25 protein-coding genes are annotated in these 26,803 nt (G+C 70.0%); 9 read left to right on the forward strand and 16 right to left on the reverse strand.

The features are described from left to right. Nucleotides 1-48 precede the first annotated feature (48 nt). Nucleotides 49-585, reverse strand: coding sequence for a universal stress protein (locus ACFC3F_RS13500; protein ID WP_376130654.1), 537 nt, complete (start codon nucleotides 583-585; stop codon nucleotides 49-51). 157 nt (nucleotides 586-742) lie between these two features. Here ACFC3F_RS13500 and ACFC3F_RS13505 point away from each other — a divergent pair, with 157 nt between their 5' ends. After that, the gene (locus ACFC3F_RS13505; RefSeq protein WP_376130657.1) at nucleotides 743-937 is read left to right on the forward strand and encodes a DUF3073 domain-containing protein; all 195 of its coding nucleotides are present in this window, start codon (nucleotides 743-745) and stop codon (nucleotides 935-937) included. Nucleotides 938-1,044: 107 nt separating this feature from the next. Here the strand turns inward: ACFC3F_RS13505 and ACFC3F_RS13510 are convergent, their stop codons facing one another. Genes ACFC3F_RS13510 through purM form a run of 4 tightly spaced genes read right to left on the reverse strand, consistent with a single transcriptional unit; the run spans nucleotide 1,045 to nucleotide 5,973 of the window. Next, the gene (locus tag ACFC3F_RS13510; protein ID WP_376130660.1) at nucleotides 1,045-2,178 is read right to left on the reverse strand and encodes a CynX/NimT family MFS transporter; all 1,134 of its coding nucleotides are present in this window, start codon (nucleotides 2,176-2,178) and stop codon (nucleotides 1,045-1,047) included. A gap of 34 nt (nucleotides 2,179-2,212) precedes the next feature. After that, complete coding sequence (locus ACFC3F_RS13515) at nucleotides 2,213-3,376, reverse strand: acyl-CoA dehydrogenase family protein (protein ID WP_376130663.1); 1,164 nt, start codon at nucleotides 3,374-3,376, stop codon at nucleotides 2,213-2,215. 2 nt (nucleotides 3,377-3,378) lie between these two features. Continuing rightward, a complete protein-coding gene (purF, locus tag ACFC3F_RS13520; RefSeq protein WP_376130666.1) occupies nucleotides 3,379-4,839 on the reverse strand; it encodes an amidophosphoribosyltransferase in 1,461 nt (486 codons plus the stop codon). Nucleotides 4,840-4,848: 9 nt separating this feature from the next. After that, nucleotides 4,849-5,973: a phosphoribosylformylglycinamidine cyclo-ligase gene (gene purM / locus ACFC3F_RS13525; protein ID WP_376130669.1), complete on the reverse strand. Its 1,125-nt coding sequence runs from the start codon at nucleotides 5,971-5,973 to the stop codon at nucleotides 4,849-4,851. 74 nt (nucleotides 5,974-6,047) lie between these two features. On the opposite strand from purM, the gene ACFC3F_RS13530 reads away from it, so the two are divergent. Then, on the forward strand, nucleotides 6,048-6,650 hold the full coding sequence (locus ACFC3F_RS13530) for a zinc-binding alcohol dehydrogenase (RefSeq protein WP_376130671.1): 603 nt from the start codon (nucleotides 6,048-6,050) through the stop codon (nucleotides 6,648-6,650). 1 nt (nucleotide 6,651) lies between these two features. On the opposite strand, the gene ACFC3F_RS13535 is transcribed toward ACFC3F_RS13530, so the two are convergent. Beyond that, complete coding sequence (locus tag ACFC3F_RS13535; protein WP_376130674.1) at nucleotides 6,652-7,014, reverse strand: potassium transporter Trk; 363 nt, start codon at nucleotides 7,012-7,014, stop codon at nucleotides 6,652-6,654. A gap of 74 nt (nucleotides 7,015-7,088) precedes the next feature. Beyond that, nucleotides 7,089-10,472, reverse strand: a complete 3,384-nt coding sequence (locus ACFC3F_RS13540) for an HtaA domain-containing protein (protein ID WP_376130677.1) — start codon at nucleotides 10,470-10,472, stop codon at nucleotides 7,089-7,091. A gap of 151 nt (nucleotides 10,473-10,623) precedes the next feature. Here ACFC3F_RS13540 and ACFC3F_RS13545 point away from each other — a divergent pair, with 151 nt between their 5' ends. The 3 genes from ACFC3F_RS13545 to ACFC3F_RS13555 are packed head-to-tail and all read left to right on the forward strand — an operon-like array spanning nucleotide 10,624 to nucleotide 13,579. Further along, complete coding sequence (locus ACFC3F_RS13545) at nucleotides 10,624-11,736, forward strand: hemin ABC transporter substrate-binding protein (RefSeq protein WP_376130680.1); 1,113 nt, start codon at nucleotides 10,624-10,626, stop codon at nucleotides 11,734-11,736. Continuing rightward, nucleotides 11,733-12,806, forward strand: coding sequence for a FecCD family ABC transporter permease (locus ACFC3F_RS13550; protein ID WP_376130683.1), 1,074 nt, complete (start codon nucleotides 11,733-11,735; stop codon nucleotides 12,804-12,806). The genes ACFC3F_RS13545 and ACFC3F_RS13550 overlap by 4 nt, the downstream gene beginning before the upstream one ends. Then, nucleotides 12,803-13,579, forward strand: a complete 777-nt coding sequence (locus ACFC3F_RS13555; protein WP_376130686.1) for a heme ABC transporter ATP-binding protein — start codon at nucleotides 12,803-12,805, stop codon at nucleotides 13,577-13,579. Before ACFC3F_RS13550 ends, ACFC3F_RS13555 begins: the two co-directional genes overlap by 4 nt. Nucleotides 13,580-13,682: 103 nt before the next feature. Here ACFC3F_RS13555 and ACFC3F_RS13560 read toward each other — a convergent pair whose 3' ends face one another. After that, complete coding sequence (locus tag ACFC3F_RS13560; RefSeq protein WP_376130689.1) at nucleotides 13,683-14,039, reverse strand: sterol carrier family protein; 357 nt, start codon at nucleotides 14,037-14,039, stop codon at nucleotides 13,683-13,685. Nucleotides 14,040-14,166: 127 nt separating this feature from the next. On the opposite strand from ACFC3F_RS13560, the gene purD reads away from it, so the two are divergent. Beyond that, complete coding sequence (gene purD, locus ACFC3F_RS13565; protein WP_376130692.1) at nucleotides 14,167-15,438, forward strand: phosphoribosylamine--glycine ligase; 1,272 nt, start codon at nucleotides 14,167-14,169, stop codon at nucleotides 15,436-15,438. Between the two features lie 32 nt (nucleotides 15,439-15,470). On the opposite strand, the gene ACFC3F_RS13570 is transcribed toward purD, so the two are convergent. Then, entirely contained in the window at nucleotides 15,471-15,860 is a 390-nt protein-coding gene (locus ACFC3F_RS13570; protein WP_376130695.1) for a type II toxin-antitoxin system VapC family toxin, read from the reverse strand. Next, the gene (locus ACFC3F_RS13575; protein WP_376130698.1) at nucleotides 15,857-16,093 is read right to left on the reverse strand and encodes a type II toxin-antitoxin system Phd/YefM family antitoxin; all 237 of its coding nucleotides are present in this window, start codon (nucleotides 16,091-16,093) and stop codon (nucleotides 15,857-15,859) included. The genes ACFC3F_RS13570 and ACFC3F_RS13575 overlap by 4 nt, the downstream gene beginning before the upstream one ends. 257 nt (nucleotides 16,094-16,350) lie before the next feature. Here ACFC3F_RS13575 and ACFC3F_RS13580 point away from each other — a divergent pair, with 257 nt between their 5' ends. Next, nucleotides 16,351-17,334, forward strand: coding sequence for a phosphoribosylaminoimidazolesuccinocarboxamide synthase (locus ACFC3F_RS13580; protein ID WP_376130701.1), 984 nt, complete (start codon nucleotides 16,351-16,353; stop codon nucleotides 17,332-17,334). 1 nt (nucleotide 17,335) lies between these two features. Here the strand turns inward: ACFC3F_RS13580 and ACFC3F_RS13585 are convergent, their stop codons facing one another. Both ACFC3F_RS13585 and ACFC3F_RS13590 read right to left on the reverse strand, forming a co-directional pair. Then, on the reverse strand, nucleotides 17,336-18,913 hold the full coding sequence (locus tag ACFC3F_RS13585) for a hypothetical protein (protein ID WP_376130704.1): 1,578 nt from the start codon (nucleotides 18,911-18,913) through the stop codon (nucleotides 17,336-17,338). Next, entirely contained in the window at nucleotides 18,895-19,713 is an 819-nt protein-coding gene (locus ACFC3F_RS13590; protein WP_376130707.1) for an ABC transporter ATP-binding protein, read from the reverse strand. Before ACFC3F_RS13590 ends, ACFC3F_RS13585 begins: the two co-directional genes overlap by 19 nt. A 148-nt stretch (nucleotides 19,714-19,861) precedes the next feature. On the opposite strand from ACFC3F_RS13590, the gene ACFC3F_RS13595 reads away from it, so the two are divergent. Both ACFC3F_RS13595 and ACFC3F_RS13600 read left to right on the forward strand, forming a co-directional pair. Next, entirely contained in the window at nucleotides 19,862-21,196 is a 1,335-nt protein-coding gene (locus tag ACFC3F_RS13595; RefSeq protein WP_376130710.1) for a uracil-xanthine permease family protein, read from the forward strand. A 181-nt stretch (nucleotides 21,197-21,377) separates the two neighbouring features. After that, nucleotides 21,378-22,223: a VOC family protein gene (locus ACFC3F_RS13600; RefSeq protein WP_376130713.1), complete on the forward strand. Its 846-nt coding sequence runs from the start codon at nucleotides 21,378-21,380 to the stop codon at nucleotides 22,221-22,223. 12 nt (nucleotides 22,224-22,235) lie between these two features. Here ACFC3F_RS13600 and ACFC3F_RS13605 read toward each other — a convergent pair whose 3' ends face one another. From ACFC3F_RS13605 to ACFC3F_RS13620, 4 genes are read right to left on the reverse strand one after another with little or no spacing between them, the layout of a single operon-like run. Beyond that, a complete protein-coding gene (locus ACFC3F_RS13605) occupies nucleotides 22,236-23,249 on the reverse strand; it encodes a LacI family DNA-binding transcriptional regulator (protein WP_376130716.1) in 1,014 nt (337 codons plus the stop codon). Nucleotides 23,250-23,269: 20 nt separating this feature from the next. Beyond that, entirely contained in the window at nucleotides 23,270-24,739 is a 1,470-nt protein-coding gene (locus ACFC3F_RS13610) for a GH1 family beta-glucosidase (RefSeq protein WP_376130718.1), read from the reverse strand. Between the two features lie 39 nt (nucleotides 24,740-24,778). Beyond that, the gene (locus ACFC3F_RS13615) at nucleotides 24,779-25,696 is read right to left on the reverse strand and encodes a carbohydrate ABC transporter permease (protein ID WP_376130721.1); all 918 of its coding nucleotides are present in this window, start codon (nucleotides 25,694-25,696) and stop codon (nucleotides 24,779-24,781) included. Next, a complete protein-coding gene (locus ACFC3F_RS13620; protein WP_376130724.1) occupies nucleotides 25,693-26,739 on the reverse strand; it encodes a carbohydrate ABC transporter permease in 1,047 nt (348 codons plus the stop codon). The genes ACFC3F_RS13615 and ACFC3F_RS13620 overlap by 4 nt, the downstream gene beginning before the upstream one ends. Nucleotides 26,740-26,803: the final 64 nt, after the last annotated feature.

Raw genomic sequence — 26,803 nt, forward strand, 5'->3', positions numbered from 1 at the left:
GACTGCGGGGTTCACCCGCAGTCTCGGCCCGCCGTTGCAGTCTCGCGGTCAAGCGGGCCAGATGTCCTCGTCGTCGGGGACGGGGTCGCCCAGCGGCACGACGAGCAGGGGACGATGCTGGCGGTGCGACAGGCGCGCCGCGACCGAGCCCGTGAAGAACTCTCGGATCGACTCGCCCATGCCCCGCTTGCGGGTGCCCACGACGATGAGCTTCGCGTCGACCAGGTTGGCGAGGTGCTTGATCGCGAGGGCGGGGTCGCCCACGAGCTGCCGCACGCTCCACTGCAGCCCGGCGCCCTCGAGAACAGCGGATGCCGCGGCGCGAACGCTCTCGAGCGCACCCTCGCCCGCCGAGATGTCGATGTCGATGGGCGCGGAGTGCACGTAGCCATCGGGGTCTTCGTAGGTCACGAAGCGCGTCACGTCGACGTGCACGACGATCAGCGGAGCCCCCAGCATCCGCGCATAGCGAGCCGCTTCCCGCAGGACCCGAGGGGACTGGTCGGGGATGATCCCGGCCAGCACAGCACCTCGGAAGGCGTCGTCGCTGCTCGCGTCAGCAGGTCGGACTTCGTCGTCGGCCATACGTCCTCCGCCTCTCGGGCTGCCCGAGCAGCTCACGAACCGCCGGGGTCTTGGGCTTGCGTGTTATTCTGAATGCTACTCTTCCCGGCCGACATGCCGGATCGTGAATGCGTCGGGCCCGCGCAATGTCCGCGGCTCAGAAGTGAGGGGGTCTCGCATGGGGCGTGGCCGTCAGAAGGCGAAGCACACAAAGATCGCTCGCGAACTGAAGTCGTTCAGCCCGAGCGTGAATTATGCGGCGCTCGAGCGTGAGCTTGCTCACCCGTCCACGGACGACGAATACGTCGACAAGTGGGCCACCGAGGACGAAGACGAGGACGAAGACTCGTTCTCGTACGGCACAACGGCCTGACCCGACGGGTCACCAGGCTCCGTGCCGCTGCTCCCAGGCGTCTTCGACCGTCTGGGAGCGTGCTGCGACGACCCCCGCGGGGATCAGCGCGAGCAGCGTGACGCCGATCAGCACGAGCGGCTGCTGCACGACGCCGTCGCGTCGTGCAGCAGCCCGAACGCGAGCGGGAAGACCGCCGCGATGCCGTAGCCGATGCTCTGCACGAACCCGCTCAAGGCCACGGCGCCCTCGTGCGTGCGCGTCCGGATCCCGAGCAGCACGAGACTGAGCGGGAACAGCAGCGAGGCGACGCCGAGCAGCACGGTCCACACGGCGGGGGCGAGCGACGGCGCGACGAGCAGCCCCGCGATCCCGCCGAGGCCCGTCACGACGGCGACGGCGAACAGCGCACGCGTCGCGTGGAAGCGCACGACGAGCATGGGCACGAGCAGCGAGCACGGCATCCCGATCGAGGCGAACAGTGCGAGCATCGCGCCGGCCTCGGCCGGTGAGAGTCCCGCGATGTCGATGAGCACCTGCGGGTACCACGCGAAGAAGACGTAGGCGACGACGGCGGAGGCGGTGAACGTGACGACGAGCGCCCACACCAGCGGAAGCCGCCACAGCCGGCCGAAGACGCGCGGGTTCGCCGTCTCGATGTCGTCGGCGGCCGCACCCGCGCGCCGACTCCGCACGACGAGGATGACCCAGGGGATCATCGCGATCGCGGCGAAGACCGCCCAGACGCCGATCGACAGCCGCCAGGATGCGGCATCGGCCACCGGAACGGCGATGAGCGGCGGCGTGAACGTCGCGATCGCGAGCATCGTGGAGTACACCGACGTCACGAGGCCGATGCGGTCGGGAAAGTACTTCTTCACCAGCGGCGGCAGCAGCACGTTCCCGACGCCGACGGCGGCGAAGATGAGCGCCGTCGCGAGCAGCAGGGTCGTGGCGTCGACGGCGAAGCCGCGCAGGACGAGACCGACGGCCACGACGACCATCGCCGCCAGTCCCGTGCGCTCGAGCCCGTAACGGCGCTCGAAGAGCGGCGTGACGATGCCGAACACGGCGTAGCAGACCGGCGGCGCCGTGCCGATGAGACCGACCACGGCGGCGGGCACCGTGAAGTCCTCGCCGATCTTCGCGAGCAGGGGCGAGAGGGATGCCACGGCGGTGCGCAGCGAGAACGCGAACAGCACGATCCCGATGAGGGCGATCGCCCGACCCCGCCAGAGCGAGCGGGAGGGGGCCGATGTCACCCCGCAAGCTTAGGACGGCCCGGGCGCCCGCTCGTCACCCGCGGAACGCGGCGTGACCGGTGATGTGCTGACCCAGGATGAGCGTGTGCACTTCGTCGGTGCCCTCGTACGTGCGCACCGACTCGAGGTTGTTGGCGTGCCGCAGCGGGGAGTAGTCCAGCGTGATGCCGTTCCCGCCGAGCACCGTGCGCGCATCGCGCGCGATGTCGATCGCGATGCGCGTGTTGTTCAGCTTCGCGACCGAGATCATGTGGTGCTCGAGCTTTCCGGCATCCTTCAATCGCCCCAGTCGCAGCGCGAGCAGTTGCGCCTTCTGGATCTCCAGAGCCCAGTTCACGAGCTTCTGCTGCGTGAGCTGGAACGCCGCCAGCGGCTTGCCGAACTGCATCCGGGTCTGCGCGTACGCGAGTGCCTGGTCGAAGCTGTCCCGCGCCGCACCCACGGCGCCCCACGCGATGCCGTACCGGGCTTCGTTCAAGCACGAGAACGGGCCCTTCAGGCCGACCGCGTCCGGAAGCAGGGCCTCGGCGGGAAGGCGCACGTCATCGAACGCGACGTCGCACTGCAGCGAGGCCCGCATCGACAGCTTGCGCTCGATCGGCGTCGCGCGGTAGCCCGGGGTGTCGGTCGGCACGAGGAATCCGCGCACCCCCTCGTCGGTCTGCGCCCAGACGACGGCGACGTGCGCGATCGAGGCGAGCCCGATCCAGCGCTTGGCGCCGTTGAGCACCCAGCCGTCACCGTCGCGCCGCGCGAACGTCTGCATCGTGCCGGGGTCGGAGCCCGCGGTCGGCTCGGTCAGGGCGAAGCAGCCGAGAACCTCACCGCGCGCCATGGGCGGCAGCCACGTCGCCTTCTGCTCGGCGGAGCCGTGCTTGTGGATCGCCGACATCGCGAGCGAGCCCTGCACCGAGACGAAGGTGCGGATGCCGGAATCCCCGGCCTCGAGCTCCTGCATCGCGATTCCGTACTCGGTCGCCGAACGGCCCGCACCCCCGTAGCCGTCGAGGTGCATGCCGAGCAGGCCGAGCTCGGCCATGTCGGGAACGAGCTCGACGGGGAAGACCGCCTCGTCGTACCATCGCGCGATGTTCGGCCGGATGCGCCGGTCGACGAACTCCCGCACCCTCGCGCGCGTCTCGAGCTCGGCGGCGGTGAACTCATCGTCGAGATTCAGCAGGTCTGCGGCGGTGCCCACGGTCAGCTCTCCTGCGAGCCTTCCACCCAGGCGAGGTACTCCTCGGACACCGTGCCGGTGACGTAGCGGCCGTCGAAGCAGCTCATGTCGAGGTCGTCGACGTCGGATCCCTCGAGGATCGCGGCCTTGAGGTCCTCGACCTCCTGGAAGACCATGTAGTCCGCGCCGAGTTCTTCGGCGATCTCGGGGATCGTCCGGCCGTGGGCGACGAGTTCGTGCCGCGAGGGCATGTTGATGCCGTACACGTGCGGGTAGCGCACGGGGGGCGCCGCCGAAGCGAAGGTCACCGTCTTGGCCCCGGCATCCCGGGCCATCTGGATGATCTCCTTCGAGGTCGTGCCGCGCACGATCGAATCGTCGATCAGCAGCACGTTCTTGCCCTTGAACTCGCTCGACATCGCGTTGAGCTTCTGCCGCACGCTCTTCTTGCGGACAGCCTGACCGGGCATGATGAACGTCCGGCCGATGTAGCGGTTCTTGTAGAAACCCTCGCGGTACTCGATGCCCAGCTTGCGCGCGACCTGCATGGCGGCGGGGCGCGAGGACTCGGGGATCGGCATGACGACGTCGATGGCCTCCATCGGCGTGTGCTTGGCGATCGTGTCGGCGAGGCGGTCACCCATGCGCAGACGCGCCTCGTATACCGAGATGCCGTTCATGATCGAGTCGGGGCGCGCGAGATAGACGTATTCGAACGAGCACGGCACGAGCTGCGAGTCGCGTGCGCACTGCTGCGTGTGCAGGTTGCCGTCGAGGTCGACGAAGACCGCTTCGCCCGGGAGCACGTCGCGCACGACCTCGAAGCCGGCGTTCTCGAGCACGAGGGACTCGCTCGAGACGACCCATTCGTACGAGCCGTCGGCGGCCTGGCGCGTACCGAGGATGAGCGGGCGGATGCCGAACGGATCGCGGAACGCGAGCAGTCCATATCCCGCGATCAGAGCGATCGCCGCGTACGAGCCCTCGACGCGCTCATGCAGGCGCCGAACCGCGGCGAAGATCTGCGCGGGCTCGAGCTCGACGCCCGAGATGACGGACTGCAGCTCATTGGCGAGCACGTTGACGAGCAGCTCGGTGTCGCTCGTCGTGTTGAGATGGCGACGGTCCTTGCGGAACAGCTCTTCGGTGAGCTCGCGCGTGTTCGTCAGGTTGCCGTTGTGCACGAGCACGATGCCGTAGGGCGCGTTGACGTAGAAGGGCTGGGCCTCTTCTTCGCTTCCCGCCTGACCCTTCGTCGCGTAGCGCACGTGGCCGAGGCCGAGATTGCCCAAAAGGGCCCGCATGTCGCGCGTGCGGAACGCCTCGCGCACCTGACCGCGCTCCTTGTGCACATGGAAGGTGCCGCTGGGCTCTGCCGTGGCGATGCCGGTCGAGTCCTGACCTCGATGCTGCAGCAGAAGCAGCGCGTCGTAGATCTCCTGATTGACGGGGCCGCGCCCCATCATGCCGACGATTCCGCACATAGGGGGTCGTTACGCTCCACTGGTCTGGCTGTAGCTTCCGACGAGGCGCACCGCTCCGCCGTCGACGCCCTTGGCGCCCTGGTCGAACTCGCCCGCGGGTCGCGTGCCCGTGCGCACCGTGCCGACGGGCCACGTCGCGATCCCCTGCTGCGAGAGAGCGGATGCCGCGGCTTCGGCGACGTCGCTCGCGACGACGGCGACGAACCCGATGCCGAGGTTCCACGTGCCCTCGGTGCTCTCGAGCGACAGGCCGCCGAGGTCGGCGAGCACGCGGAAGACCGGCGACGGCGACCAGGTCGACCGGTCGACCTCGACCCACGTGCCGGGGGGCAGCACGCGTGCGAGGTTCGCGGCGATGCCGCCGCCGGTGACGTGGCTGAGCGCGTGGACGCCGTCGAACGTCTCGGTCAGGCGCAGCAGCGGCCGCGTATACAGGCGGGTGGGCTCGAGCAGGGCCTCGCCCCACGTCGTGCCGAAGTCGTCGGCGTTGTCGCCGTACTGGATGCCGGCGCGGGCCACGATGTGCCGAACGAGCGAATAGCCGTTCGCATGCAGACCGCTCGACGCGAGGGCGAGCACGACGTCGCCGTCGCGCACGTTCTCGGCGCCCAGGACACGATCGGCCTCGACGACGCCCGTCGCGGCGCCCGCGACGTCGTAGTCGTTCGGGCCGAGGAGTCCGGGATGCTCGGCGGTCTCGCCGCCGACGAGGGCGGTGCCCGTCTCGGCGCAGCCGGCCGCGATGCCGCGCACGATGTCGGCGATGCGCTCGGGCACGACCTTGCCGCACGCGATGTAGTCGGTCATGAAGAGGGGCTTTGCGCCCACCACGACGATGTCGTCGACGACCATGCCGACCAGATCGAGGCCGATCGTGTCGTGCTTGTCGATGGCCTGCGCGATCGCGACCTTCGTGCCGACGCCGTCGGTGCTCGTCGCGAGCAGGGGTTTGTCGTAGCTCTTGAGCGCAGCCGCGTCGAAGAGCCCGGCGAATCCGCCGACGCCGCCCAGAACCTCGGGCCCGTGCGTCTGCCGCACGGCGGACTTCATCAGTTCGACGGCGAGGTCGCCGGCAGCCGTATCGACACCGGCTTCGGCGTAGGGGTTCGGGGAAGAGGTGGGGGAGGACGCCACAGCACCCAGCCTACCGCGACGCGGAGCGCCCGCCTCGCGGCGGTGCGGTGGGGGGTGCGTCCTACAATGGCGGCATGGGCGGCGCGGGCACTCCGGAGTGGCTTGTCCGCGAGGATGCGGGCGAGGCGGTGCTCGTCGCGCTGTACCTGCGGCAGATGCTCGGCATCCGCTATCCCGACGAACTGCCGCCGCTGCGCGGCATCCCTCCTCGCACGAGTGAGCCGGAGGCCGCCGAACTCGACGTGCTCGAGACGCCCTGGCGGGCCTACTGGAACATGACGGTCGAGCCCCTGGCGAATCCCGCGCCCGGACCGCTCGAGCTCGTGGAGGGCTTCGGCACCCTGCTCGCCCTGCCCGATGACGCCGACGAGCTGCGCGCCGCGATCGTTCCGTACGCATCGGGCGCGCTCGCGTTCGCGCACGAGGCGCATGCGCGCTACCGCGCCGCGACGGGCAGCGGCAGCAGCTACCGCGCGTACGCGAGCGCGATCGCCGAGCACGAACGCCGGGTCGGGCGCCGGGCGCACTCGTTCGAGCTCAACGTGCAGGTGCTGCCGCTGACTCAGCGCGGAGTGTGGTGGATCGGCGCCCTGACGGTCGCCGTCACCGACGGGCTGCGCGGCGACATCGCGGCATTCGACTCGGCGATCCACCCGATCATCGCCGAGCTCGCCTGACTCAGTCTTCGCGGACCGATTCGTGGTCGATCGTCACGTCATGGATGCGCTTGCGCGACCGGCGGTCGAGGATGAGCGCGACGAGGGCTCCGAGCACGATGCCGATCGGGATGCAGCCGAGAACGAGGAACCCGAAGACCTGGCCCTGCGAGTACACGATTCCGGTGTAGCGGCTCACATCGAGCGATCCCTGGAACGCGTATGTCAGGATCAGCGCGACGACGATGCCGACCGCGGCGCCGGCCAGCAGGAAGACCGAGATCTTGGGGGCGCGGCGCACGCGCACGACCTCGCGACGATCATCGATGCGAGGAGCGGATGCCGCGTGGTCGGGCTGTTCGGGGGTCTGTGCCATGTCGGCCATTCCCCCATTGTCCCACCTCGGACGAGAACAGCGCCCTCGGAGGCCATCCGGGGGCGCTGTTCTCGCTCAGAGCGTCAGGCGGCGCGGCGACGAGCCGCGAAGATCCACACGACCGCGCCGATCACGACGACCAGGGCGATGCCGCCGATCGCCCACGGCCACACCGACGCGGCCTCTTCGGGCTCGGCGGCTTCGGGCTGCGCCGCGGCGGCGACGGGTGCGTCCTCGGTGACGGCGACGGCGGGTTCGCCGCAGTCCGCCGCGACCGGGATGACCGCCGACACGGGGTCCATCTGCTCGCCCGCCGGATACGTGCCGAAGGCGACGGAACCCGCATCGGTCAGTGTGGAGGCGAGATCTTCGAGCACGAGGGCGCCCGAAACGATCTCGAGGTCGGGCAGCGCGAACTCGACGAATCGCACGCCCTCGTCGGCGACGGCGTCGCCCGCCTGGGTCGTTCCGAGCACGTCGAACACGAGGTAGCCGACATCGCCCGCGAGCTCGATGCGCGCGTTGTCGAGCGTCGTGTCGAGCACGCCGTCGTGGCCGTAGAACCGCACGCTGCCCTCGAACGCGACGAGTCCCGTGCCTGCTTCGAGGTCGACCGTGCCGGTGCCCTCCGACCAGACGAATTCGGGGTACACGTACTCGACGCCGGTGACATCCCAGCCGCCCTTGCCGATGCCCTCGATGTAGGTGCGGAATCCCTCGCGGAAGCCCCAGTTCACGCTCGCCCCCGTCACGACGCAGCCCGCGAGGGCCTCCGCTTCGCGTGCGAGCGTGAAGCGGACTCCCCGATCGACCGACCCCTGGAAGGTCAGCGTGTGCTCCCCGTCGGCGAGGGTCGCCGGCAGCGATCCCCGCCACGTCGCGGTGCCCGCGGCATCCGCGGTCACTTCACCGAGCAGGACGGGGGTCGAGTACACGACGACGCGGATGCCGCGTTCGTTCGGCTGGAAGCCGGATGCCGAGATCTCGACCGACTCGCCGGCTTCGAGCGCGGCGCGCGTCGCATCGTCGAGCTGGATGCCCTCGGTCGCCGGCGGCGTCGCGGGAAGCTCGGTGCGCGCGCCGGCAGGAGCAGCCGCCACGGTGCCCGACGACCCGCCCGGCGCGAAGCCCGCCGCACCGACCGTGAAGGTGATCGGGTCGAGCGACGTCGAGTAGCCGTTGAGCACCCGGTTGAGCCCCGCGTTCGTGAGCGACACGGGCGCGCCGGTGAAGGTGACGGCCCCGTTCGAGGTTGTCTTGGCCGCAGCGCCGAGGTTGATGTTCGCGAAGTGCACCTGCGACCCGGCGGAGGCGACGTACAGCGCCGCGGACGTGGGAGACGTCGCCCGGATCTGCGGGTTCGCTACCGTGACGTCGAGCACGCCGGCGTGGGCCATGAACCGGACCGCTCCGAGGTACGAGACCGAGCCCGTGCCCGCTGCCGCATCGAAGGTCGCGCCCGCGGCCTGCCCGAACTGGAACAGTCCGTTCGCGCGTGTCGCGCCGCCGCTCACGGCGATGCTGCCCTTCGCGAGGGTCGTGATGTAGTTCGTGAAGCTCGACGAGAGCGCCCAGCTGAGCGATCCGGATGCCACGGGGATGCCGGGCGCCACCGGCACCACGGGTTCAGCGGGGTCGACCGGCGCCGGCGGGGTCGTGCCGGGGAAGAGCGCGGTCCACTGCGCATCGGTGATCGGCACGTCGGCGCGCGCGAAGATCGTGTCGGCATCCGGTGCCGCATGCTGCTTCCACAGGATCACCTCGTAGCGCTGGGAGCGATCGAGCTTCGCCGTCGGGGCGACGAGCGTGAAGCTCGTCTCACCGTCGGTCACGGTCGGGAACGGCAGCGCGAAGGCGACATAGCCGCCCTCGGCGTCGAGCTGAGCCTCGGTGCCCTTCTCGATGATCGCGGCGTACACGCCGGACACCGATCCGAGCTTCGACGCCTGCACGCGCACCGTCGCGCCCTTCGTCTGCGACGCCGCCGTCACCGAGACATCGACGGACGGGCCCGACGGGGTGGCGAAGGCGATCGGCGTGTAGGTCTCGAACGGGGCGTGTTTGGCCCCGGAACCCGAGTACGTGTAGATGCCATAGTTGCCCGAAACCAGGTCATCGGCCTCGGCGACCGTCAGCTCGATCTCGAACGAACCATCCGCCGCGATCACGAACCCCCCGTTGCCGGCGTTGACCGCACCACCGAAGTCGGCCGCAGCCACACCCCAGCGCTGCTCGAAGACGGTGCGCGCGGACGCGGGCGCCGACTCGGACGGACGCCACGCATCAGCGAACGCGCCGAACACGACATACGCGCCGGCGAACGTACCCGCCAGCGGCGGACGCGTGCCCGTCGTGCCCGGCGCATCTGGAACGAACCCGGCACCCGTGACCGTCACCGTCTCACCGGCAGGATCGAGAGCAGACGTCTTCGACACCGACACGGAAGGTGCGGGCTCGGCGAAGGCGATCGGCGTGTAGGTCTCGAACGGGGCGTGTTTGGCCCCGGAACCCGAGTACGTGTAGATGCCGTAGTTGCCCGAAACCAGATCATCGGCCTCGGCGACCGTCAGCTCGATCTCGAACGAACCGTCCGCCGCGATCACGAACCCGCCGTTGCCGGCGTTGACCGCGCCACCGAAGTCGGCCGCAGCCACACCCCAGCGCTGCTCGAAGACGGTGCGCGCGGACGCGGGCGCCGACTCGGACGGACGCCACGCATCAGCGAACGCGCCGAACACGGCATACGCGCCGGCGAAGGTACCCGCCAGCGGCGGACGCGTGCCCGTCGTGCCCGGCGCATCCGGAACGAACCCGGTACCCGTGACCGTCACCGTCTCACCGGCAGGATTGAGAGCCGACGTCTTCGACACCGACACGGAAGGGACCGGGGCGGGGTCGGCCGGATCGGTCGGGTCTGTGGGGTCGGTCGGCTCGGGATCCGGTGTCGGCTCGGGGTCCGGGGTCGGCTCGGGATCCGGGGTCGGCTCGGGATCCGGGAGCGGCTGCCAATCGAGGGCGAGCGTCGCGTTCTGGCTCGGATCGGTCATACCCTGCCCGTGCGCCTTCGACGCGTAGACGGCGTACTGCGCGCCCTCGGCGTGCGCGGGCACGGTCAACTGCACCTGGAAGGACCCGTCGGCCGTCATCGGCGCCGTGCGCTGCCCGCCGCCCGCGCCGTCGACATTCCCGACGCCGACCCAGACCACATCGGTGATCTGCGCGCTGCCCGGGTAGAACCCCGGCAGGCCGACGGGCCCGACGCCGATGTACACGCCCGGCGCAGCGCCGGCGAATCCGGAACCCGTCACGGTGACCGTGCCCCCCTCGCGGGGCGCCGCGTCGGCGGAGAGCGCGGGGCCGGCGGCGAAGGCGGCCGGGGCGCTGATCGCACCGGCGATCACGAGGAAGAGGGCGAGAAGCGTCGCGATCACGGTCTTGCCGCGATCGAGGACGGGCTGTGAGGACACGGTGTCTCCGGCTCTGCCGACGCGCGCGCAGCGCGGCCGGTGCGTCTGTGCATACGGGTGGGGATTCGGCAATTAGGTGTGGCTTACCTAAACTTGAGTCGACCGTAAGGCAGCCCTCTGGCCTCCGTCAAGTTTAAGTAAGGCTTACCTCATGCATCGCACCCGTCTCCTCGCCCTGGTGGCCGCGGCTGCACTGCTGCTGAGCGGATGCTCGGCCGCAGGCGCAACCTCGCCCGAACCGGTCGATGCGAACTGTCCCGACGCCGTCGTCGCCCTGAGCGATCTCGAGCCTGTCACCGAGCCGCGCGCGGTCGAAGGGCCCTCGACGGCGTGCATCCCCTCGCTCGCCATCGAGCCCGTCGCCGACACTTCTGCTCCCGCGCTCCCGGTGACGCTGACCGATGCCGAAGGCCGCGAGGTCGAGGTGACCGATGTGTCCCGAATCCTTCCCGTCGACATCTCGGGCACGATCGCAGCGACCGTGTTCGCCCTCGGGCTCGGCGACAACGTCGTCGGCCGCGACACGTCGACCGACTTTCCGGGCACCGAGGAGCTGCCCGTCGTGACGAAGTCGGGCCACACCCTCAACGCCGAGGCGATTCTCGAGATCGCCCCCACCGTCGTGCTGACCGACACCTCGATCGGCCCGAAGGAGGTGCGCCAGCAGCTGCGCGACGTGGGCATCGCCGTCGTCGTCATCTCGTCCGAGCACAACCTCGAGACCGTGGGTGACCTCGTCGACGAGATCGCCCACGCGCTCGGCGTCGATCAGCGCGGCGACGCGTTCCGCACGCAGCTCGAGACCGAGATCGCGGACGCCCGGGCAGAAGCGACCGACGTCGCTCCGGCCGCGGCATCCGATCGTGTCCGGATGCTGTTCCTCTATGCCCGCGGCAATGCGAACATCTACTACATCTTCGGTCGCGACTCGGGTGCGGATTCGCTCATCGAGGCGGTCGGCGGCATCGACGTCGCCGGTGAGATCGGCTGGGAGGGCATGAAGCCCATGACGGCCGAGGCGCTCGTGGCGGCGCAGCCCGATGTCATCGTCATGATGACCGACGGCCTGTCGTCGGTGGGCGGTGTCGACGGACTCATCGAGGTGATCCCCGCCGTGGGGCAGACTCCCGCCGGGGCCAACCGTCGTGTCATCGACATGGCCGACACCGCGATCCTCAGCTACGGGCCCCGCTCTCCCGACATCGTCCGCGCGCTCGCGCGAGCGCTCTACGCGCCCCCCGCCGCGTCCGGCCCGGGCGCATGACGAGCGAAGTCGTCGTCCCGACACCGACCCGGGATCGTACGCCGCGCTTCGTCGTGCTGACGATCGTGATGTCCGTCGCGCTCGTCGCGACCGCGCTCGTGTCGCTCGGCATCGGCCAGTATCCGCTGCCGCCGGCCGAAGTGCTCGGCATCCTGCTGCAGGCCATCGGAATAGACACCGGGCTCGCGCCTGACGCGCCGACGGCCAGCGGCGTCGTGATGGACATCCGGATGCCGCGGGTCGTGCTGGGCCTTCTGGTCGGCGCTGCCCTGGCCGTCTCGGGCGTGCTCATGCAGGCGATCTTCGGCAACCCGCTCGCCGACGCGGCCGTCGTCGGCGTCTCGTCGGGAGCCGCTCTCGGGGCTGCGGCGAGCATCACGTTCGGCGTCACGGCGCTGGGCGGCTGGTCGACACCCGGCCTCGCGTTCGTCGGCGGGCTCGCCGCCGTCTTCGCGGTGTACTTCGTGAGCCGGTCGGGGGGACGCACCGAGGTCGTCACGCTGCTGCTCACGGGCATCGCCGTCAACGCGATCGCGGGGGCGGGGCTGGCCTTCATGACCTTCCTCGGCACGAACGCGACGCGCGAGCAGATCGTGTTCTGGCAGTTGGGCAGCCTCAACGGCGCCCTGTGGCAGAACATCGCACTCGTCGCGCCGCTGCTTCTCATCGGCACGATCGCGGCCCTCGTCGTCGCGCGCCGGCTCGACCTGTTCGCATTGGGCGAGCGCACCGCGCGTCACCTCGGGGTGCGGGTCGAACTGCTGCGCATCGTCGTGATCGTGACGGTCGCCCTGCTCGTGTGCGCCGCGGTCGCCTTCGCCGGGATCATCGCGTTCGTCGGGCTCGTCATCCCGCACCTCATGCGCATGGCGATCGGACCCGCGCACCTGCCGCTGGTCATCACCAGCGCGATCGGAGGAGCGCTGCTCATCGCGATCGCCGACCTCATCGCGCGCACCGCCGTGCCCCTCGCCGACCTGCCGATCGGCATGCTCACCTCGCTCGTCGGCGGCCCGTTCTTCCTCTGGCTGCTCGTGCGCACGCGCCGCCGGGCAGGGGGCTGGGGATGACCGTCCGCCTCGAAGCCCGCTCCGTCACCGTCATCCCCGACGGGTCGCGCCGCGCGATCCTTTCGGACGCGTCGGTCGAAGTGCACGACGGTGAAGTGCACGCCCTCGTCGGCCCCAACGGAGCCGGCAAATCGACCCTGTTCGGCGTCATCGCCGGGGACACGACGGCGACGCACGGCGAGGCCCTGCTCGACGGGCGGCCCCTGCGGGAGTACCCGGGGCGCGAGCTCGCACGGCTGCGCGGTGTTCTGCTGCAGCAGAACACCGTGACCTTCCCGTTCACCGTCGCCGAGGTCGTCGAGATGGGGCGGGCGCCGTGGGCGCGCACGCCCCACGAGGACGAGGACGACGACGCGATCCGCCGCGCCCTGCAGGACACCGACATCACGCAGCTCGTCGCCCGCACGATGCCGTCGCTCTCGGGAGGAGAGCGCGCCCGCGTCGCTCTGGCGCGCGTGCTCGCCCAGCGCACCGGCATCCTGCTGCTGGACGAACCGACCGCGGCTTTGGACCTCAAGCACCAGGAGGACGTGCTCGCCGTCGCGCGGCGCCGGGCGCGTGAGGGAGCCGCCGTCGCCGTCGTGTTGCACGACCTCAACGCGGCGCTGTCGTCCGCTGATCGCGTGACGCTGCTGTCGGCGGGGTCTGTCGTCGCATCCGGGGATCCCGCCGAGGTCCTCACGGCGGAGCGCATCGAAGAGGTCTACGCGCAGCCGGTGGACGTGTTCCGGCATCCGGTGACGGGCACGCCCGTCGTCATGCCACGGCGCTGACGGGGCGGTCGATCGAGCCGGTCCGGGCCGGTGCGCGGTCGGACCGGAGCCGGTGCCTGTCGAGGTGTGGTCGGTGCCCGTCGGTGTGGAGTCGGTGCGCCCGTCAGGGCCGCAACGGCAGGAGGTCGGAGACATCGGCGCGCGTGCCGGAGGCGACGATGCGGCCCGCGGTCGCGGCATCCGACCACAGCTCGTCGCCGAGGGCGACCGCGATCCAGGTCGCCGGGTCGGTCTCGACGACGTTCGGCGGAGTGCCCCGCGTGTGCCGCGGCCCCTCGAGCACCTGCACGGCACCGAACGGCGGCACGCGCACCTCGACGGTGTGGCCGGGCGCCTTCTCGGCGAGCAGCTGCAGCAGATAGCGCACGGCCGTGGCGAGATCGGTGCGGGCGGGGCTGTCGGCGGCGCGGACAGACGCGAGCGCGGCACGGCCGTCGTCGGTCGAGATCTTGCGGGCCATGGCTCCACGCTACGCCGTGCACAACTCCTCAAGAACGCGCGCCCAGGCCCTCGAACGCCGCGTCGGCCCTGGTACGTGAGGAGTTGTGCACACGACCCGTCCCGGCGGGCCTCGGTAGGCTGGGCGCGTGAGAGTCCTGGTCCTCGGTTCGGGCGCGCGCGAGCACGCCATCATCCTCGCGCTGCGTTCGGAGGAGGCCTCGCACGAGATCTTCGCCGCCCCCGGCAACGCCGGCATCGCGCGCGACGCGTCGATCGCCGACCTCGACGCCAACGACCCCGCTGCCGTCACGTCGTTCGCGAACGAGAACGCGATCGACCTCGTCGTGATCGGCCCCGAGGCCCCGCTCATCGCGGGGGTCGCCGACGCGCTGCGCGAGCGCGGCATCCCCGTGTTCGGCCCCGGCAAGGCGGCCGCACAGCTCGAAGGGTCGAAGTCGTTCGCGAAGCGGGTCATGGAAGCGGCGGGAGTGCCGACCGGCGGCGCGACCCGTGCGCGCACGCGCGCCGAGGTCGAGACCGCGCTCGATCTGTACGGTGCTCCGCACGTCGTGAAGGCCGACGGGCTCGCCGCCGGCAAGGGCGTCATCGTGACGTCGGACCGCGACGCAGCCCTCGCTCACGCGGATGCGTATCTCGCCGACGGCGCCGTGCTCGTCGAGGAGTTCCTCGCGGGCCCCGAAGTGTCGCTGTTCTTCCTGAGCGACGGCGACCACGTGCTGCCGCTGAGCCCCGCGCAGGACTTCAAGCGCCTCGGCGACGGCGACACCGGGCCCAACACGGGCGGCATGGGCGCGTACTCCCCACTGCCCTGGCTCGCCGACGGTTTCGGCAGCGAAGAGGCATTCGTCGACCTCGTCACGGCCCAGGTCGCCGAGCCCGTCATCCACCAGCTCGATGCCGAGGGCACCCCCTTCATCGGCCTGCTCTACGCCGGACTCATCCTGACCGAGCAGGGCGTCAAGGTCATCGAGTTCAACGCGCGCTTCGGCGACCCCGAGACCCAGGTCGTGCTGCCGCGCCTGGTCGACCCGCTCTCGGAGCTGCTGCTGGCCGCGGCATCCGGTCATCTCGAGGATCAGCCACGACCGGCATTCGCCGACGAGGTCGCGGTGACCGTCGTGCTCGCGAGCGAGGGCTACCCGCAGGCACCCGTGACCGGTCGCAGGCTGACCGGCCTCGACGCGGCGGCCGCCGTCGACGGGGTGCACCTCGCGCACGCCGCGACCGCCGAGCGCGACGGCGCTCTCGCCGCGACGGGTGGGCGCGTGCTCAACGTCGTCGGGGTGGGAACGTCGTTCGCCGAGGCCCGCGACCGCGCCTACCGGGCGCTCGGCGAGATCGCCCTCGAGGGCGGTCAGCACCGCACCGACATCGCCGCCCGCGTCGTCGAACGCTGAGCCTGGGGGTCTCGGCTGAGGGATGCCGCGACTCAGCGCCGTGCGTCGTGGATCCACGACGCACCCAGCCCGAGCAGCACCGCGTCGGACGTCAGCAGCTCGAACGACTCGCTCGATGCCTGGGCGAGCAGCATCCGATCGAAGGGGTCGTGACGCGCCAGCGCGGGGAACCGCGCCATCGCCGCCGCGTGGTCGGCGGTGAACGGCAGCTCGGTGAGTCCGGACTTGGCGAAGACGCCAGGAAAGCTCTCCCCGCCGGGCGGAGGAAGCCGACCCAGCATGTGCTTGATCGTGATCTCCATGACCGTCGCCGAGGAGTAGTGCACCCGCGGGGCCGTCGCGATCCGGCTGCGGCTCTGCGGGCCGAGGTCAGCGCTGTCGCGGTAGAGCCAGAGCAACGCGTTGGTATCGAGCAGGATCACGCGTCGACCCGGTAGAACATGTCGGAGATCTCGGCGTCGATCCCGTCGAACAGCTGCGGGTCGTGCTCGGCCTCGCTGGCGCCGAGCCCGAAGACGATGCGGACCTCGCGATGCGGAACGATGTCGACGACAGGGGTGCCGGCTCGAGCGATCGTGATCTCCTCCCCCGCGAGCACGCGCACGATCAACGCCGACAGCTGCGACTTCGCTTCGTGAATGTTCACCTGCGCCATGCGCTCCACCTTATCCAGGTTAGTCGGACTTAGCTAGACTTGGTGACCACCGGGTTCACCTGGGACGATACGACTCGACCCCGCTGGCTCTCCTTGAGAGCCATGTTGCCCAAGCGGAGGCAGACATCCAACGGGGTTGCTGGAGGTTTGATCGACCCGGTCCAGGCATCGCGTTCGCCGGCCGAGCACGCTTGGGATCCCTCTGACTCCGTGGCATCCGGGTCTGGCCGTTGCACCGCGTCCGGGATAATGGGCGCGTGACGAAGCCCCTCGATCTGCCCGGCTGGCACCACGTGTACTCGGGCAAGGTGCGCGACCTGTACGAACCCGACTCGCCGACGGCGTCCGAGGGGCGAATGCTGGTGGTCGCGAGCGATCGCGTCAGCGCGTTCGACCACGTGCTCTCGCCCGGCATCCCTGACAAGGGGGTGCTGCTCACGACCCTCAGCCTGTGGTGGTTCGACATGCTCGCCGGGGCCGACGGGGGTCGTAGCATCCCGAATCATCTCGCGGCGTCCCATGTGCTCGCTGCCGATGACACGGCGCTCGACCTCATCCCCGAGGCCGTCGCCGGCCGGTCCATGATCGTCAAGAACCTCGACATGCAGCCGATCGAATGCGTCGTGCGCGGCTACCTGACCGGGTCGGGCTGGGCCGAGTACGTCGAAAGCGGCACGGTCTGCGGCATCCGCCTGCCCGACGGCCTGTCCAACGGCGACCGTCTGCCCGCACCCATCTTCACCCCCGCCTACAAGGCGCCGCTGGGCGAGCACGACGAGAACATCTCGTTCGAGCAGACCGTCCAGCTCGTCGGCAACGAGCGCGCCGAACTGCTGCGCGACCTGTCACTCGAGATCTACGAACGCGCCGCGCGCACGGCCGAGGAGCGCGGGCTCATCCTCGCCGACACGAAGTTCGAGTTCGGCCTCGACGGTGACGGCGTCATGACCCTCGCCGACGAGGTGCTCACGAGCGACTCGTCTCGGTACTGGGATGCCGCGGCGTGGGCCAACGGCGCGACTCCGGCCGAGCGCATGGCGAGCTTCGACAAGCAGATCGTGCGCGACTGGCTCGCCGCGAACTGGGCCCACGCGCCCGGAGGCTCGGCGCAGCGCGCAAGCGATGCGTCGAGTGGGCGTGGGGAGGGCAAGACGGGTGAGCCCCCCGCGCTTCCCGCCGAGATCGCCGAGCGCACGTCCGCCCGCTATCGCGAACTGCTCGAGCGCCTCACCGGCGCCTGAGTCACGCGTTCTTCATCGCCTTCAGCCGCGAGAGCAGCACCGGGCCGGATCGGTCGAGGATCCGCCCGCCGATCAGAACGCCGACGACCACGAACACCGCCCCGAGCACGACACCCACGACGCCCGCGATCCAGCTGAGCAGCGCGCTGTCCGTGAAGAACCCGATGAGCCCGACGACGATCGCCGGGGCCGCGAGCACGATCGACACGAGCCAGACCCCGAAGAAGACGAGACTCTGCAGGAAAGTCGTGCCGGGCACCTTCTTGAAGGGGTTGTCCCCCGAGCCGGCGACCGGAACGACGATCTGCGCGCTCGTCACGGCGCACACGCCGTACCCGGTCAGGAGGATCCCGAGCGACATTCCGAGGATCCCCGGCAGCTGCGCCCAGTTGCCCGAGAAGACGAACGGCAGCACGGCCGCGAGGAGCACGAGCGGCACGGCGACGACGGCGGCCGCGAGGATGCGCCCCGCACGGTCTGCGCGGCCGCTGACGCCCGAGGCGAGCTCGGTACCGAACGCCGTGCCGTCGTACGAGATGTCCGCGTACACGACGATGCCGATGACGAGCGCGATGAGGGGCGCCGCGAAGCTCAGACCGTTCGCCACGTCGCCGTCACGCAGATAGAACCACAGCAGCACGGGCACGAGCGGCACGACGATGAGCTGACGCAGGTAGCGCGGATCGCGCAGCCAGTAGGTGAGCGATCGCGCGAAGACGGCTCCGGCAGGGCCCGTCGGCACGCGTCCGAACAGGCCGATCCTGCCCGCGGCGGTAGGCGCGGCAGACGACGAGCGCGGGTTGGCGAGAGCCGATGCGAGCGACCAGCGCCACAGCGCCCACAGCAGGCCGAGCGTCGCGAGAGCGATGACGAGCTTCACGGCGGCGGCGAGCCAGTCCCCTGCCGCGACATCGCCGGGCACGGCCCAGGCCGCTCCGACAGGGGTCCACCCCAGTACGCGGATCGCGACGAGCAGCGTGTCGACGTTGAGCGCGAACCCCGTCGCGACGCCCGCGACGATCGGCCCGGCGAGCATGAGCGGAACGAGGACGAGCACACCCGACGCCTCACGCAGCCGGCGCCTGCCGCCCAGGCCCGACGCGAGCGAGGCGACCGCACGCGACGCGACGACGGCGGTCAGCACGGCCAGCGGCACGCACACGACGGCGGCGGCGAGCGCGAGGGGCCAGTGGATCCACGTCGCGAACGTGCCGAGCGCGGCGACCGAGGTCACGATCCCCGGGATGCCGCACACTCCGGCCAGCGTCAGCGCGACCATCATCCGCCGCAGCGACATCGGAAAGACGACGAGCCGTTCGGGGTCGAGCGTCGCGTCGACGCCGAACACGATGAGCGGTCCCAGCACCCACCCGAGCGTCACGAGCGATCCCGCCCCGACGATGACGCTCGTTGCGAGGTCGAGCGGTCCGAACCCGAGCACGACCAGGCCGACGATCGCACCGAGCAGCACCCCCAGGCCGTACAGCGCGCCGAAGATGAACCCGACGAGCTGCCACGGACTGCGGGCGAGCTGGTTGCCGAGAACCCGGAAGCGCAGCTTCAGGAGTGTCGCAACCATTCGGGCCCTTCCGTGTGGCGACGGCCGCCGACGAGGTCGACGAAGCGGTCCTGCAGCGACTGTCCGGCGCGCACTTCGTCGACCGTGCCGGCGACGAGCAAACGCCCGGCGGCGATGATCGCGACGTGGTCGCACGTGCGCTGCACGAGGTCCATCGAGTGGCTCGAGACGATGACCGTGCCGCCCGAGCGCACGTAGCCGGTGAGGATGTCCTGGATGTTGGCTGCCGAGACCGGGTCGACCGACTCGAACGGCTCGTCGAGCACGAGCAGTCGCGGCGCATGCACGAGCGCGCACGCCAGCGCGATCTTCTTGGTCATGCCGGCCGAGTAATCCACGACCATCGTGCCGGCGGCATCCGTCATGTCCATGAGGGCGAGGAGGTCGTGCGTGCGCCGCGCGACCTCGTCGTGCGGCAGGCCGAAGAGCAGACCGTTGTAGGTGACGAGCTGCTCGCCGGTGAGCCGGTCGAAGAGCTTGACGCCGTCGGCGAGGTTGCCGAGCATCGCCTTCGCCCGCACGGGCTCGCGCCACACGTCGACGCCGTGCACGAGCGCCTGCCCGGCATCGGGAACGAGCAGGCCCGTCGCCATCGAGAGGGTCGTGGTCTTGCCCGCGCCGTTGGGGCCGACGAGGCCATAGAACGAACCGGTCGGCACCGTGAGGGTGATCCCCTCGACGGCGACCTTCTCGCCGAACCGCTTGTGCAGTCCGTTCAGCTGAAGGGCCGCGCCGTCCACGGGTCCGGGGGCGGGAATCGGCGGGACCGGCGGCGTGCCGGGCGGGACTGGTTCGGTCAAGATCGACTCCGTCACACATCTCGGATGCCGCGGGCAGAGGCCTGCGGCATCCACCAGCCTTTCGAACTCGTGCGCGGTTGCCGATCTCGCCGCGCCGTGCTCGCTAAGGTGAGGCGAGCAAAATCGAATCGAGCGCAAGGAGCGCCCCATGGCCCTGTGGAAACTGCACGGCAACGGCCGGAACGTCGAACCCGGAAAGGTCGTCGCCCCCGACGAGCGACTGAACTGGCCCGCGACGATCGCGATCGGGGCGCAGCACGTCGTCGCGATGTTCGGGGCGACGTTCCTCGTGCCCGTCTTGACCGGCTTCCCGGTGCCGACGACACTGCTGTTCTCGGGAATCGGCACGCTGCTGTTCCTGATCATCACGAAGAACAAGCTGCCCAGCTACCTGGGCTCGTCGTTCGCCTTCATCGCGCCGGTCACGGCGGCGACCGCGACGGCCGGGATGGGGTCCGCGCTCGCGGGCATCGTCGCCGTCGGCGTGCTGCTGGCGGTCGTCGGGTTCATCGTGCAGTTCGCGGGCCTGGGGTGGGTCGATCGGTTCATGCCGCCCGTCGTCGCGGGCGCGATCGTCGCGCTCATCGGGTTCAACCTGGCCCCCGTCGCGTGGTCGAACTTCCAGCTGCAGCCGGGCACGGCGACCATCACGCTCGTCGCGGTCATCCTGTTCAGCGTGCTGTTCCGCGGGTTCCTCGGGCGGATCTCGATCTTCCTCGGCGTCATCGTCGGCTACGTCGCGGCGCTCATCTTCGGCGAAGTCGACTTCTCGGCGCTCGAGGAAGCCGCGTGGATCGGTCTGCCGGAGTTCCACATCGCCGACTTCGCCTCACCGGGCACATGGAGCGCCATCGCGATGTTCCTGCCCGTCGTGCTCGTGCTCATCGCCGAGAACGTCGGACACGTGCGCGGTGTCGCCACGATGACCACCCCGGCGGTCAACAAGCACACGGGTCGTGCGCTCATCGCCGACGGTGCCGCGACGACGCTCGCGGGCTTCTTCGGCGGATCGGGCACGACGACGTACGGCGAGAACATCGGCGTCATGGCTGCGACGCGCGTGTACTCGACGGCCGCCTACTGGGTCGCCGGTGTCGTGGCGATCCTGCTCGCGATGTCGCCGAAGGTCGGGGCGCTGTTCAACTCGATCCCCGCCGGCGTGTTGGGCGGCGTGACGACCGCGCTGTACGGCCTGATCGGCATCATCGGCATCAAGATCTGGGTCGACAACCGCGTCGACTTCTCGCGCCCCGTCAACCAGTACACCGGTGCCGTCGCGCTCGTCATCGCGATCGCGGGCTTCACGATGGAGTGGGGCGACTTCCAGCTCGGCGCGATCGTGGTCGGTGCCGCCGCGGCGCTGCTGATCTACCACCTGGGCAACGCGATCGCGCGCTGGCGCAAGACCGGCGCCGACGACGGCGGCCCGATCCCGGCCGTCGGCCCGCTCGGCGGCGACCCCGAGGACGCCCCCGTCCGCTGACGCTCTCGACACGCGCCCCCTCACCCGCGAGACTGCAACGGGAAGGCGAGACCGTGGGTTCCACCCGCTGTTTCGGCCTCCCGATGCAGTCTCGCGGTCATTGCGGGCGCGGGGAATGAGAACGGGGGGATGCGGGTTGTCTATGCACATGAATGCACCACGACTTGCCTCGGACACGGCCATGGGACCCGTCACCCTCATGGTGGGCGACCTCGACGCGATGACGGCGTACTACCGCGACGTCGTGACGCTCGAGCTGCTCGCGACCGAGGGTGAGACGGCGACGCTCGGTCGCGCCGGGCTGCCCCTCGTCGTGCTGCGCCGGGACCCCGCACTGCGCCACGCGGCGCCGGGATCGGCGGGCCTGTTCCACACGGCGATCCTCTTCGAGACGCAGGAGGCCCTCGCGGCGGCGCTGTACAGCGTCGCGCGGCACGCCCCCGGCACGTTCACCGGCTCCGCCGACCACCTCGTCAGCCAGGCGTTCTATATGACCGACCCCGAGGGCAACGGCATCGAGCTCTACTGGGACCGCGACCGCAGCGAGTGGTCGTGGGTGCACGGTGAGGTCGAGATGGCGACGCTGCACCTCGATCCGAACGCGTTCCTCGAGCAGCACCTCACCGAGCAGGCCGCCCTCGGCTCGACCGGCGCGCAGGCGGCGACGATCGGTCACGTGCACCTCTCGGTGGGCGATGTCGCGACGGCGCGCGCGTTCTACGTCGACGCGCTCGGGTTCGACGTCACGACGCAGATGGGCAACCAGGCGCTGTTCGTCAGCGCCGGCGGGTACCACCACCACATGGCGATGAACGTCTGGAACTCGCGCGGCGCGGGTCCGCGGATGCCGGCACTCGGCCTCGGACGCGTGGATCTGGCGCTTCCCCACGGCGACGCCCTGGGCGAGCTCGGGGAGCGACTCGCGTTCGCGGGTGTCGCGACGCGCGACGATGGCCGCACGCTGAGCTTCGACGACCCCTGGAACAACGCGCTGCACGCGACGGCCCCGGAGCCCGCCCGCTCCTGAAGCGCCCGCAGGTCAGACGGAGTCGCGGATGATGAGGTCGGTCTCGAGGATCGTGACGTGCTGCGGCTGCCGGCCCGCGAGCAGATCGAGCAGGATGCCGGCCATCTGCTCCCCCTGCGCGAACGACGGCTGACGCATCGTCGTGAGCTGCGGCACGACCGAGGTCGCGACGGGCGAATCGTCGAACCCGACGATCGCGATGTCTTCGGGCACGCGCAGCCCGGCAGCCCCGAGCACGCTCAGCGCGCCCCGCGCCATCAGGTCGCTCGCGATGAACACCGCGTCGGGCGCAGAACCCGCGGACAGGATGCGCCGCATCGCCGCCGCGCCCCCGTCGGCGGTGAAGTTGCCGTCCTCGACGGCGACGGGATCGAGGCCGCGACGGGCGAGCGCCGCGAGGAACCCGTCGAGCCGGTCGATCCCCGCCGGCATCGTGCGCGGTCCCGTGATCGTCGCGATCCGGCGCCGACCGGCGTCGATGAGATGCTCCGTCGCGATGCGCGCCCCCGACGTGTTGTCGACGTCGACGTAGTAGTCGCGGTCACGCTCCCGCGCCGGGCGACCGCCGTACACGACGGGCACGGCCGACGCGATGCGGTCGATGAATGTGTCGCTCGTGTGGTGCGAGACGATGATGGCGCCGTCCACCGCGCCGCTGCGCACGTAGCTCGTCGTCTTGTCGCCGGGGTCGTCGCTGGCGATGAAGAGGTTGAGCACGAAATCCGAACGACTCAGTCGCGCGTTGATGCCCGACACGATCGCGGCGAAGAACGGGTCGCCGAAGAAGCGTGTCGTGTCCTCGGGGACGATGAGGGCGACGGCGTGCGTCTGCCTGCTCGCGAGTGAACGCGCGGCCCGGTTGGGCACGTAGTTGAGCTCGGCGATCGCTCGGGTGACGGCATCCAGTGCTTCAGGACTCACCGCCGTCGAGCCGTTCACGACGCGCGACACGGTCGACCGCGAGACCCCCGCCGCGGCGGCGACCTCTTCGATCGTGACCGAGCCGCGCATCGCTTCCGTGCTCATCCGTTGATTCTCCTCGATGATCAGGATGCCGCGGCCACCGGCGCCGCATCCAGCGCCCGCGCGGCGATGATGCGCATGTACTCGCGGCCGCTGTCCTTGATGGTGCGCTCCTGCGTGTCGTAGTCGACGTGCACGATGCCGAACCGCTTGTCGTAGCCCCACGCCCACTCGAAGTTGTCCAGCAGCGACCAGTAGAAGAAGCCGCGCACGTCGGCGCCGGCATCCACGGCATCGAGGACCGCCGCGAGGTGGGAGCGCACGAACTCGGTGCGCTCGACGTCGGCGACGCGCAGGGCCGCGCCCTCGCGCACGGGTTCGTCGTCGTAGGCCGCGCCGTTCTCGGTCACGTAGAGCACCGTGCCGGCATCCTTCGCGTACTCCTCCCACACCCGGGTGAGCAGGCGCGTGAGCCCTTCGGGCTGGACCTCCCAGTTCTGTGCCGTGCGCGGCAGAGCGCGCTCATGCCAGTGGATGCCGTCGTGCGACGGGAAGGGGGAGGCCGTGGGCCGGTCGATGTCGGGATTGCCGGACGGCACCGCCACCGACCCCGCCGTGCCGCCCACGAGTTCGCCGTGGTAGTAGTTCACGCCCAGCGTGTCGAAGGGGCTCGAGATCGCCTCGAGGTCTCCGGGGCGCACGGCTGTCTCGAACGCGGCGACGGCCTCCGCGTCGACGGCGCGGATGTCCTCGACGACGTCGGCGGGGTACGCCCCGCGGTAGATCGGGTCGAGGAACCACCGGTTGAACTGCCCGTCGATGCGACGGGCGGCATCGACGTCACGGGCGTCGGCCGGGTCAGCGGCATCCGCCACCGTGAGATTGAGCGTGATGCCGAGGTCGAGCGATGCGTCGCGGGCGCGCAGCTCGCGAAGGGCGAGCCCGTGTCCGAGCAGCAGGTGGTGGGAGGCGAGCAGTCCCTCTTCGACGCTGCGGTGCCCGGGCGCGTGGGCACCCGCCGTGTACGACAGGAACGACGAGCACCACGGTTCGTTGAGGGTCGTCCACACCCCGACCCGGTCGCCGAGCGTGTCGTGCATCGCGAGCGCGTAGTCGACGAACCGCTCGCTCGTCTCGCGTGCGGCCCAGCCGCCGCGGTCCTGCAGCGCCTGCGGCAGATCCCAGTGATAGAGCGTCAGCCAGGGCAGGATGCCGGCGCCGAGCAGCTCATCGACGAGGCGCGAATAGAAATCGAGGCCCTTCGGGTTGAAGGTGGCACCGTCGGGGGCGACGCGGGCCCACGACGTCGAGAACCGGTAGGTCTGCAAGCCCATGCGCTGCATGAGCGCCACGTCGTCGGCGTACCGGTGGTAGTGGTCGCACGCCACGTCGCCGTTGTCGGCGTCGACGACGGCGCCGGGGACTCGGCTGAAGGTGTCCCAGATCGAGGCCTGGCGGCCGTCTTCGAAGGCGGCGCCCTCGATCTGGTAAGCAGCGGTGGCCGCTCCGAACAAGAAGTCCGTCGGGAACGGGCGAGACGCGGACGCGGTCATGCGAACGGGATCCAATCTTTCTGCGGTGGTCACGGTGGGCTATCCCTTCACGGCGCCGGCCATGATGCCGCTCACGAGCTGCTTGCCCGCGAAGATGAACAGCAGCAGGAGCGGGATGGTGGCGAGCACGACGCCGGCGAGCACGACGGAGTAGTCGACGAAGTAGTTGGACTGCAGGAGCGACAGCGCCACGGGCAGGGTCGGGTTCTGGCGGTCGAGCACGATGAACGGCCAGAAGAAGTTGTTCCACGCACCGACGAAGGTGAAGAGGAACAGCATCGCGGCGGCCGGGCGCGCGGCGGGCAGACCCACCGTGAGGAATGTGCGGAACATCGTCGCGCCGTCGACGCGCGCGGCCTCGATGAGCTCGTTCGGCACGGCCTGGCGCAGGTACTGCGTCATCCAGAACACGCCGAAGGCGCTCGTGAGGGCGGGGATGATGATCGCGCCGATCTCACCCGTCCAGCCGAGCTCGGAGAACAGGATGTACAGCGGCACGACGCCGAGCTGCTGCGGCACGGCCATCGTCGCGACGACGAAGACGAGCAGGCCCGCACCGCCGTGGAACCGCAGCTTCGCGAACGCCCACCCGGCGAGGGTCGAGGTGATCACGACGGCAGCGGCGATGAGGAACGAGCTGTAGATGGAGTTCCACAGGGCGCCCCAGAAGTTCACGGCCGGATTGGTGACGACCGAGATGGCGTTGTCGATGAAGTTGCCGCCCGGGATCCACGGGAACGGCTGACGCAGCGTCGTCGCGTCGCCCGAGCCGATGATGAACGACCAGTAGAGCGGGAAGATCGCCGAGAGGAACACGACCCCGAGCGTCGCGTACGCCCAGAAGCCCGGCCGCGCTCCGCGGATGCGCGTCGTCTTCGCGCCGCGGCGTCGCCTGCGGGCGTTCGGGATGCCCTCTTCCACGACGGCGAGCGGGGTGGGTGTGCCGAGAGTGCTCATGACCGGGCCCCCACGTTCTTCTTCGCTTCTCGCGCGCGTTCGCGCAGTTGTCGTTTGGTGAGTTCGGAGCGCAGCCCCTCATCGCGCAGCAGGGTGCGCGTGACGAGCAGGTTCACGAGTCCGATGAGCAGGATGACGAGGAACAGGATCCACGCCATCGCCGCCGCGCGGCCGAAGTTCCACTGCCCCCAGCCGATGTCATAGAGATACAGGGTGACCGTGAGCCACTGCTGACCCGCTCCGCCGCGACCGAACTGGTCGAACACGCGCGGTTCGTCGAAGATCTGCAGCCCCCCGATCGTCGACGTGATGATGACGAAGATGAGGGTCGGCTTGAGCGAGGGGAGCGTGATGCTGAAGAACTGGCGGATCGGACCGGCACCGTCGACGGTGGCCGCCTCGTAGTAGTCGCGGTTCACGGCCTGCATCGCCGCGAGCAGGATGAGAGCGTTGTAGCCGGTCCAGCGGTAGTTGACCATCGTCGCGATCGCGACGTGGCTCCAGAACGGATCGACGTGCCACGGGATCGCCGAGATGCCGATCGTGCCGAGCCACGAGTTCGCCAGGCCCGACTGGTCGGCGAAGATCGCGTTGAAGATGAGGCCGACGGCGACGGGGGCGACGACGAAAGGCACAAGCACGCTCATGCGCCAGAACGTCTTCGCGCGGATGTTGCGATCGAGCACGGCCGCGATGAAGACGGCGAGGATGAGCTGCGGGATCGAGGACAGCAGGAAGATGCTGAACGTGTTGCGCATCGCCGTCCAGAAGTGCGGCTGCGTGAGGATCCAGACGTACTGGTCGAACCCGACGAACTCGCCGGAGTTGCGCACGAGATCCCAGTCCATGAACGAGATGACGGCGGTGTAGGCGATCGGGAACAGCCCGACGATCGCGAACATGATGAAGAACGGCGAGATGTACAGGTAGGGCGAGATCTTCAGGTCCCAGCGGCTCAGCCGATGGGAGAACGAGATCACTCGGGGTGGCCTCGCCGGAGCGGGGGCGGCGGCCCTCGTTCCGGTGGTATCCGTCGCGGTCACAATCGTCCTTCGTCGTCGTCGTCGGAGGGGCAGAAGCGGGGGCGGATGCCGCGTGGTGGCATCC

The sequence above is a fragment of the Microbacterium sp. NPDC055910 genome, assembly GCF_042271185.1.
Taxonomy (GTDB): Bacteria; Actinomycetota; Actinomycetes; order Actinomycetales; family Microbacteriaceae; genus Microbacterium.

What these genes read in the sequence shown, in the direction of transcription:
- ACFC3F_RS13500 (WP_376130654.1), bottom strand. Translation starts at nt 585, where the DNA reads ATGGCCGACGACGAAGTCCGACCTGCTGACGCGAGCAGCGACGACGCC.
- ACFC3F_RS13505 (WP_376130657.1), top strand. Translation starts at nt 743, where the DNA reads ATGGGGCGTGGCCGTCAGAAGGCGAAGCACACAAAGATCGCTCGCGAA.
- purF (WP_376130666.1), bottom strand. Translation starts at nt 4,839, where the DNA reads ATGTGCGGAATCGTCGGCATGATGGGGCGCGGCCCCGTCAATCAGGAG.
- ACFC3F_RS13530 (WP_376130671.1), top strand. Translation starts at nt 6,048, where the DNA reads ATGGGCGGCGCGGGCACTCCGGAGTGGCTTGTCCGCGAGGATGCGGGC.
- ACFC3F_RS13535 (WP_376130674.1), bottom strand. Translation starts at nt 7,014, where the DNA reads ATGGCCGACATGGCACAGACCCCCGAACAGCCCGACCACGCGGCATCC.
- ACFC3F_RS13545 (WP_376130680.1), top strand. Translation starts at nt 10,624, where the DNA reads ATGCATCGCACCCGTCTCCTCGCCCTGGTGGCCGCGGCTGCACTGCTG.
- ACFC3F_RS13550 (WP_376130683.1), top strand. Translation starts at nt 11,733, where the DNA reads ATGACGAGCGAAGTCGTCGTCCCGACACCGACCCGGGATCGTACGCCG.
- ACFC3F_RS13555 (WP_376130686.1), top strand. Translation starts at nt 12,803, where the DNA reads ATGACCGTCCGCCTCGAAGCCCGCTCCGTCACCGTCATCCCCGACGGG.
- ACFC3F_RS13560 (WP_376130689.1), bottom strand. Translation starts at nt 14,039, where the DNA reads ATGGCCCGCAAGATCTCGACCGACGACGGCCGTGCCGCGCTCGCGTCT.
- ACFC3F_RS13575 (WP_376130698.1), bottom strand. Translation starts at nt 16,093, where the DNA reads ATGGCGCAGGTGAACATTCACGAAGCGAAGTCGCAGCTGTCGGCGTTG.
- ACFC3F_RS13585 (WP_376130704.1), bottom strand. Translation starts at nt 18,913, where the DNA reads ATGGTTGCGACACTCCTGAAGCTGCGCTTCCGGGTTCTCGGCAACCAG.
- ACFC3F_RS13595 (WP_376130710.1), top strand. Translation starts at nt 19,862, where the DNA reads ATGGCCCTGTGGAAACTGCACGGCAACGGCCGGAACGTCGAACCCGGA.
- ACFC3F_RS13600 (WP_376130713.1), top strand. Translation starts at nt 21,378, where the DNA reads ATGGGACCCGTCACCCTCATGGTGGGCGACCTCGACGCGATGACGGCG.
- ACFC3F_RS13605 (WP_376130716.1), bottom strand. Translation starts at nt 23,249, where the DNA reads ATGAGCACGGAAGCGATGCGCGGCTCGGTCACGATCGAAGAGGTCGCC.
- ACFC3F_RS13610 (WP_376130718.1), bottom strand. Translation starts at nt 24,739, where the DNA reads ATGACCGCGTCCGCGTCTCGCCCGTTCCCGACGGACTTCTTGTTCGGA.
- ACFC3F_RS13615 (WP_376130721.1), bottom strand. Translation starts at nt 25,696, where the DNA reads ATGAGCACTCTCGGCACACCCACCCCGCTCGCCGTCGTGGAAGAGGGC.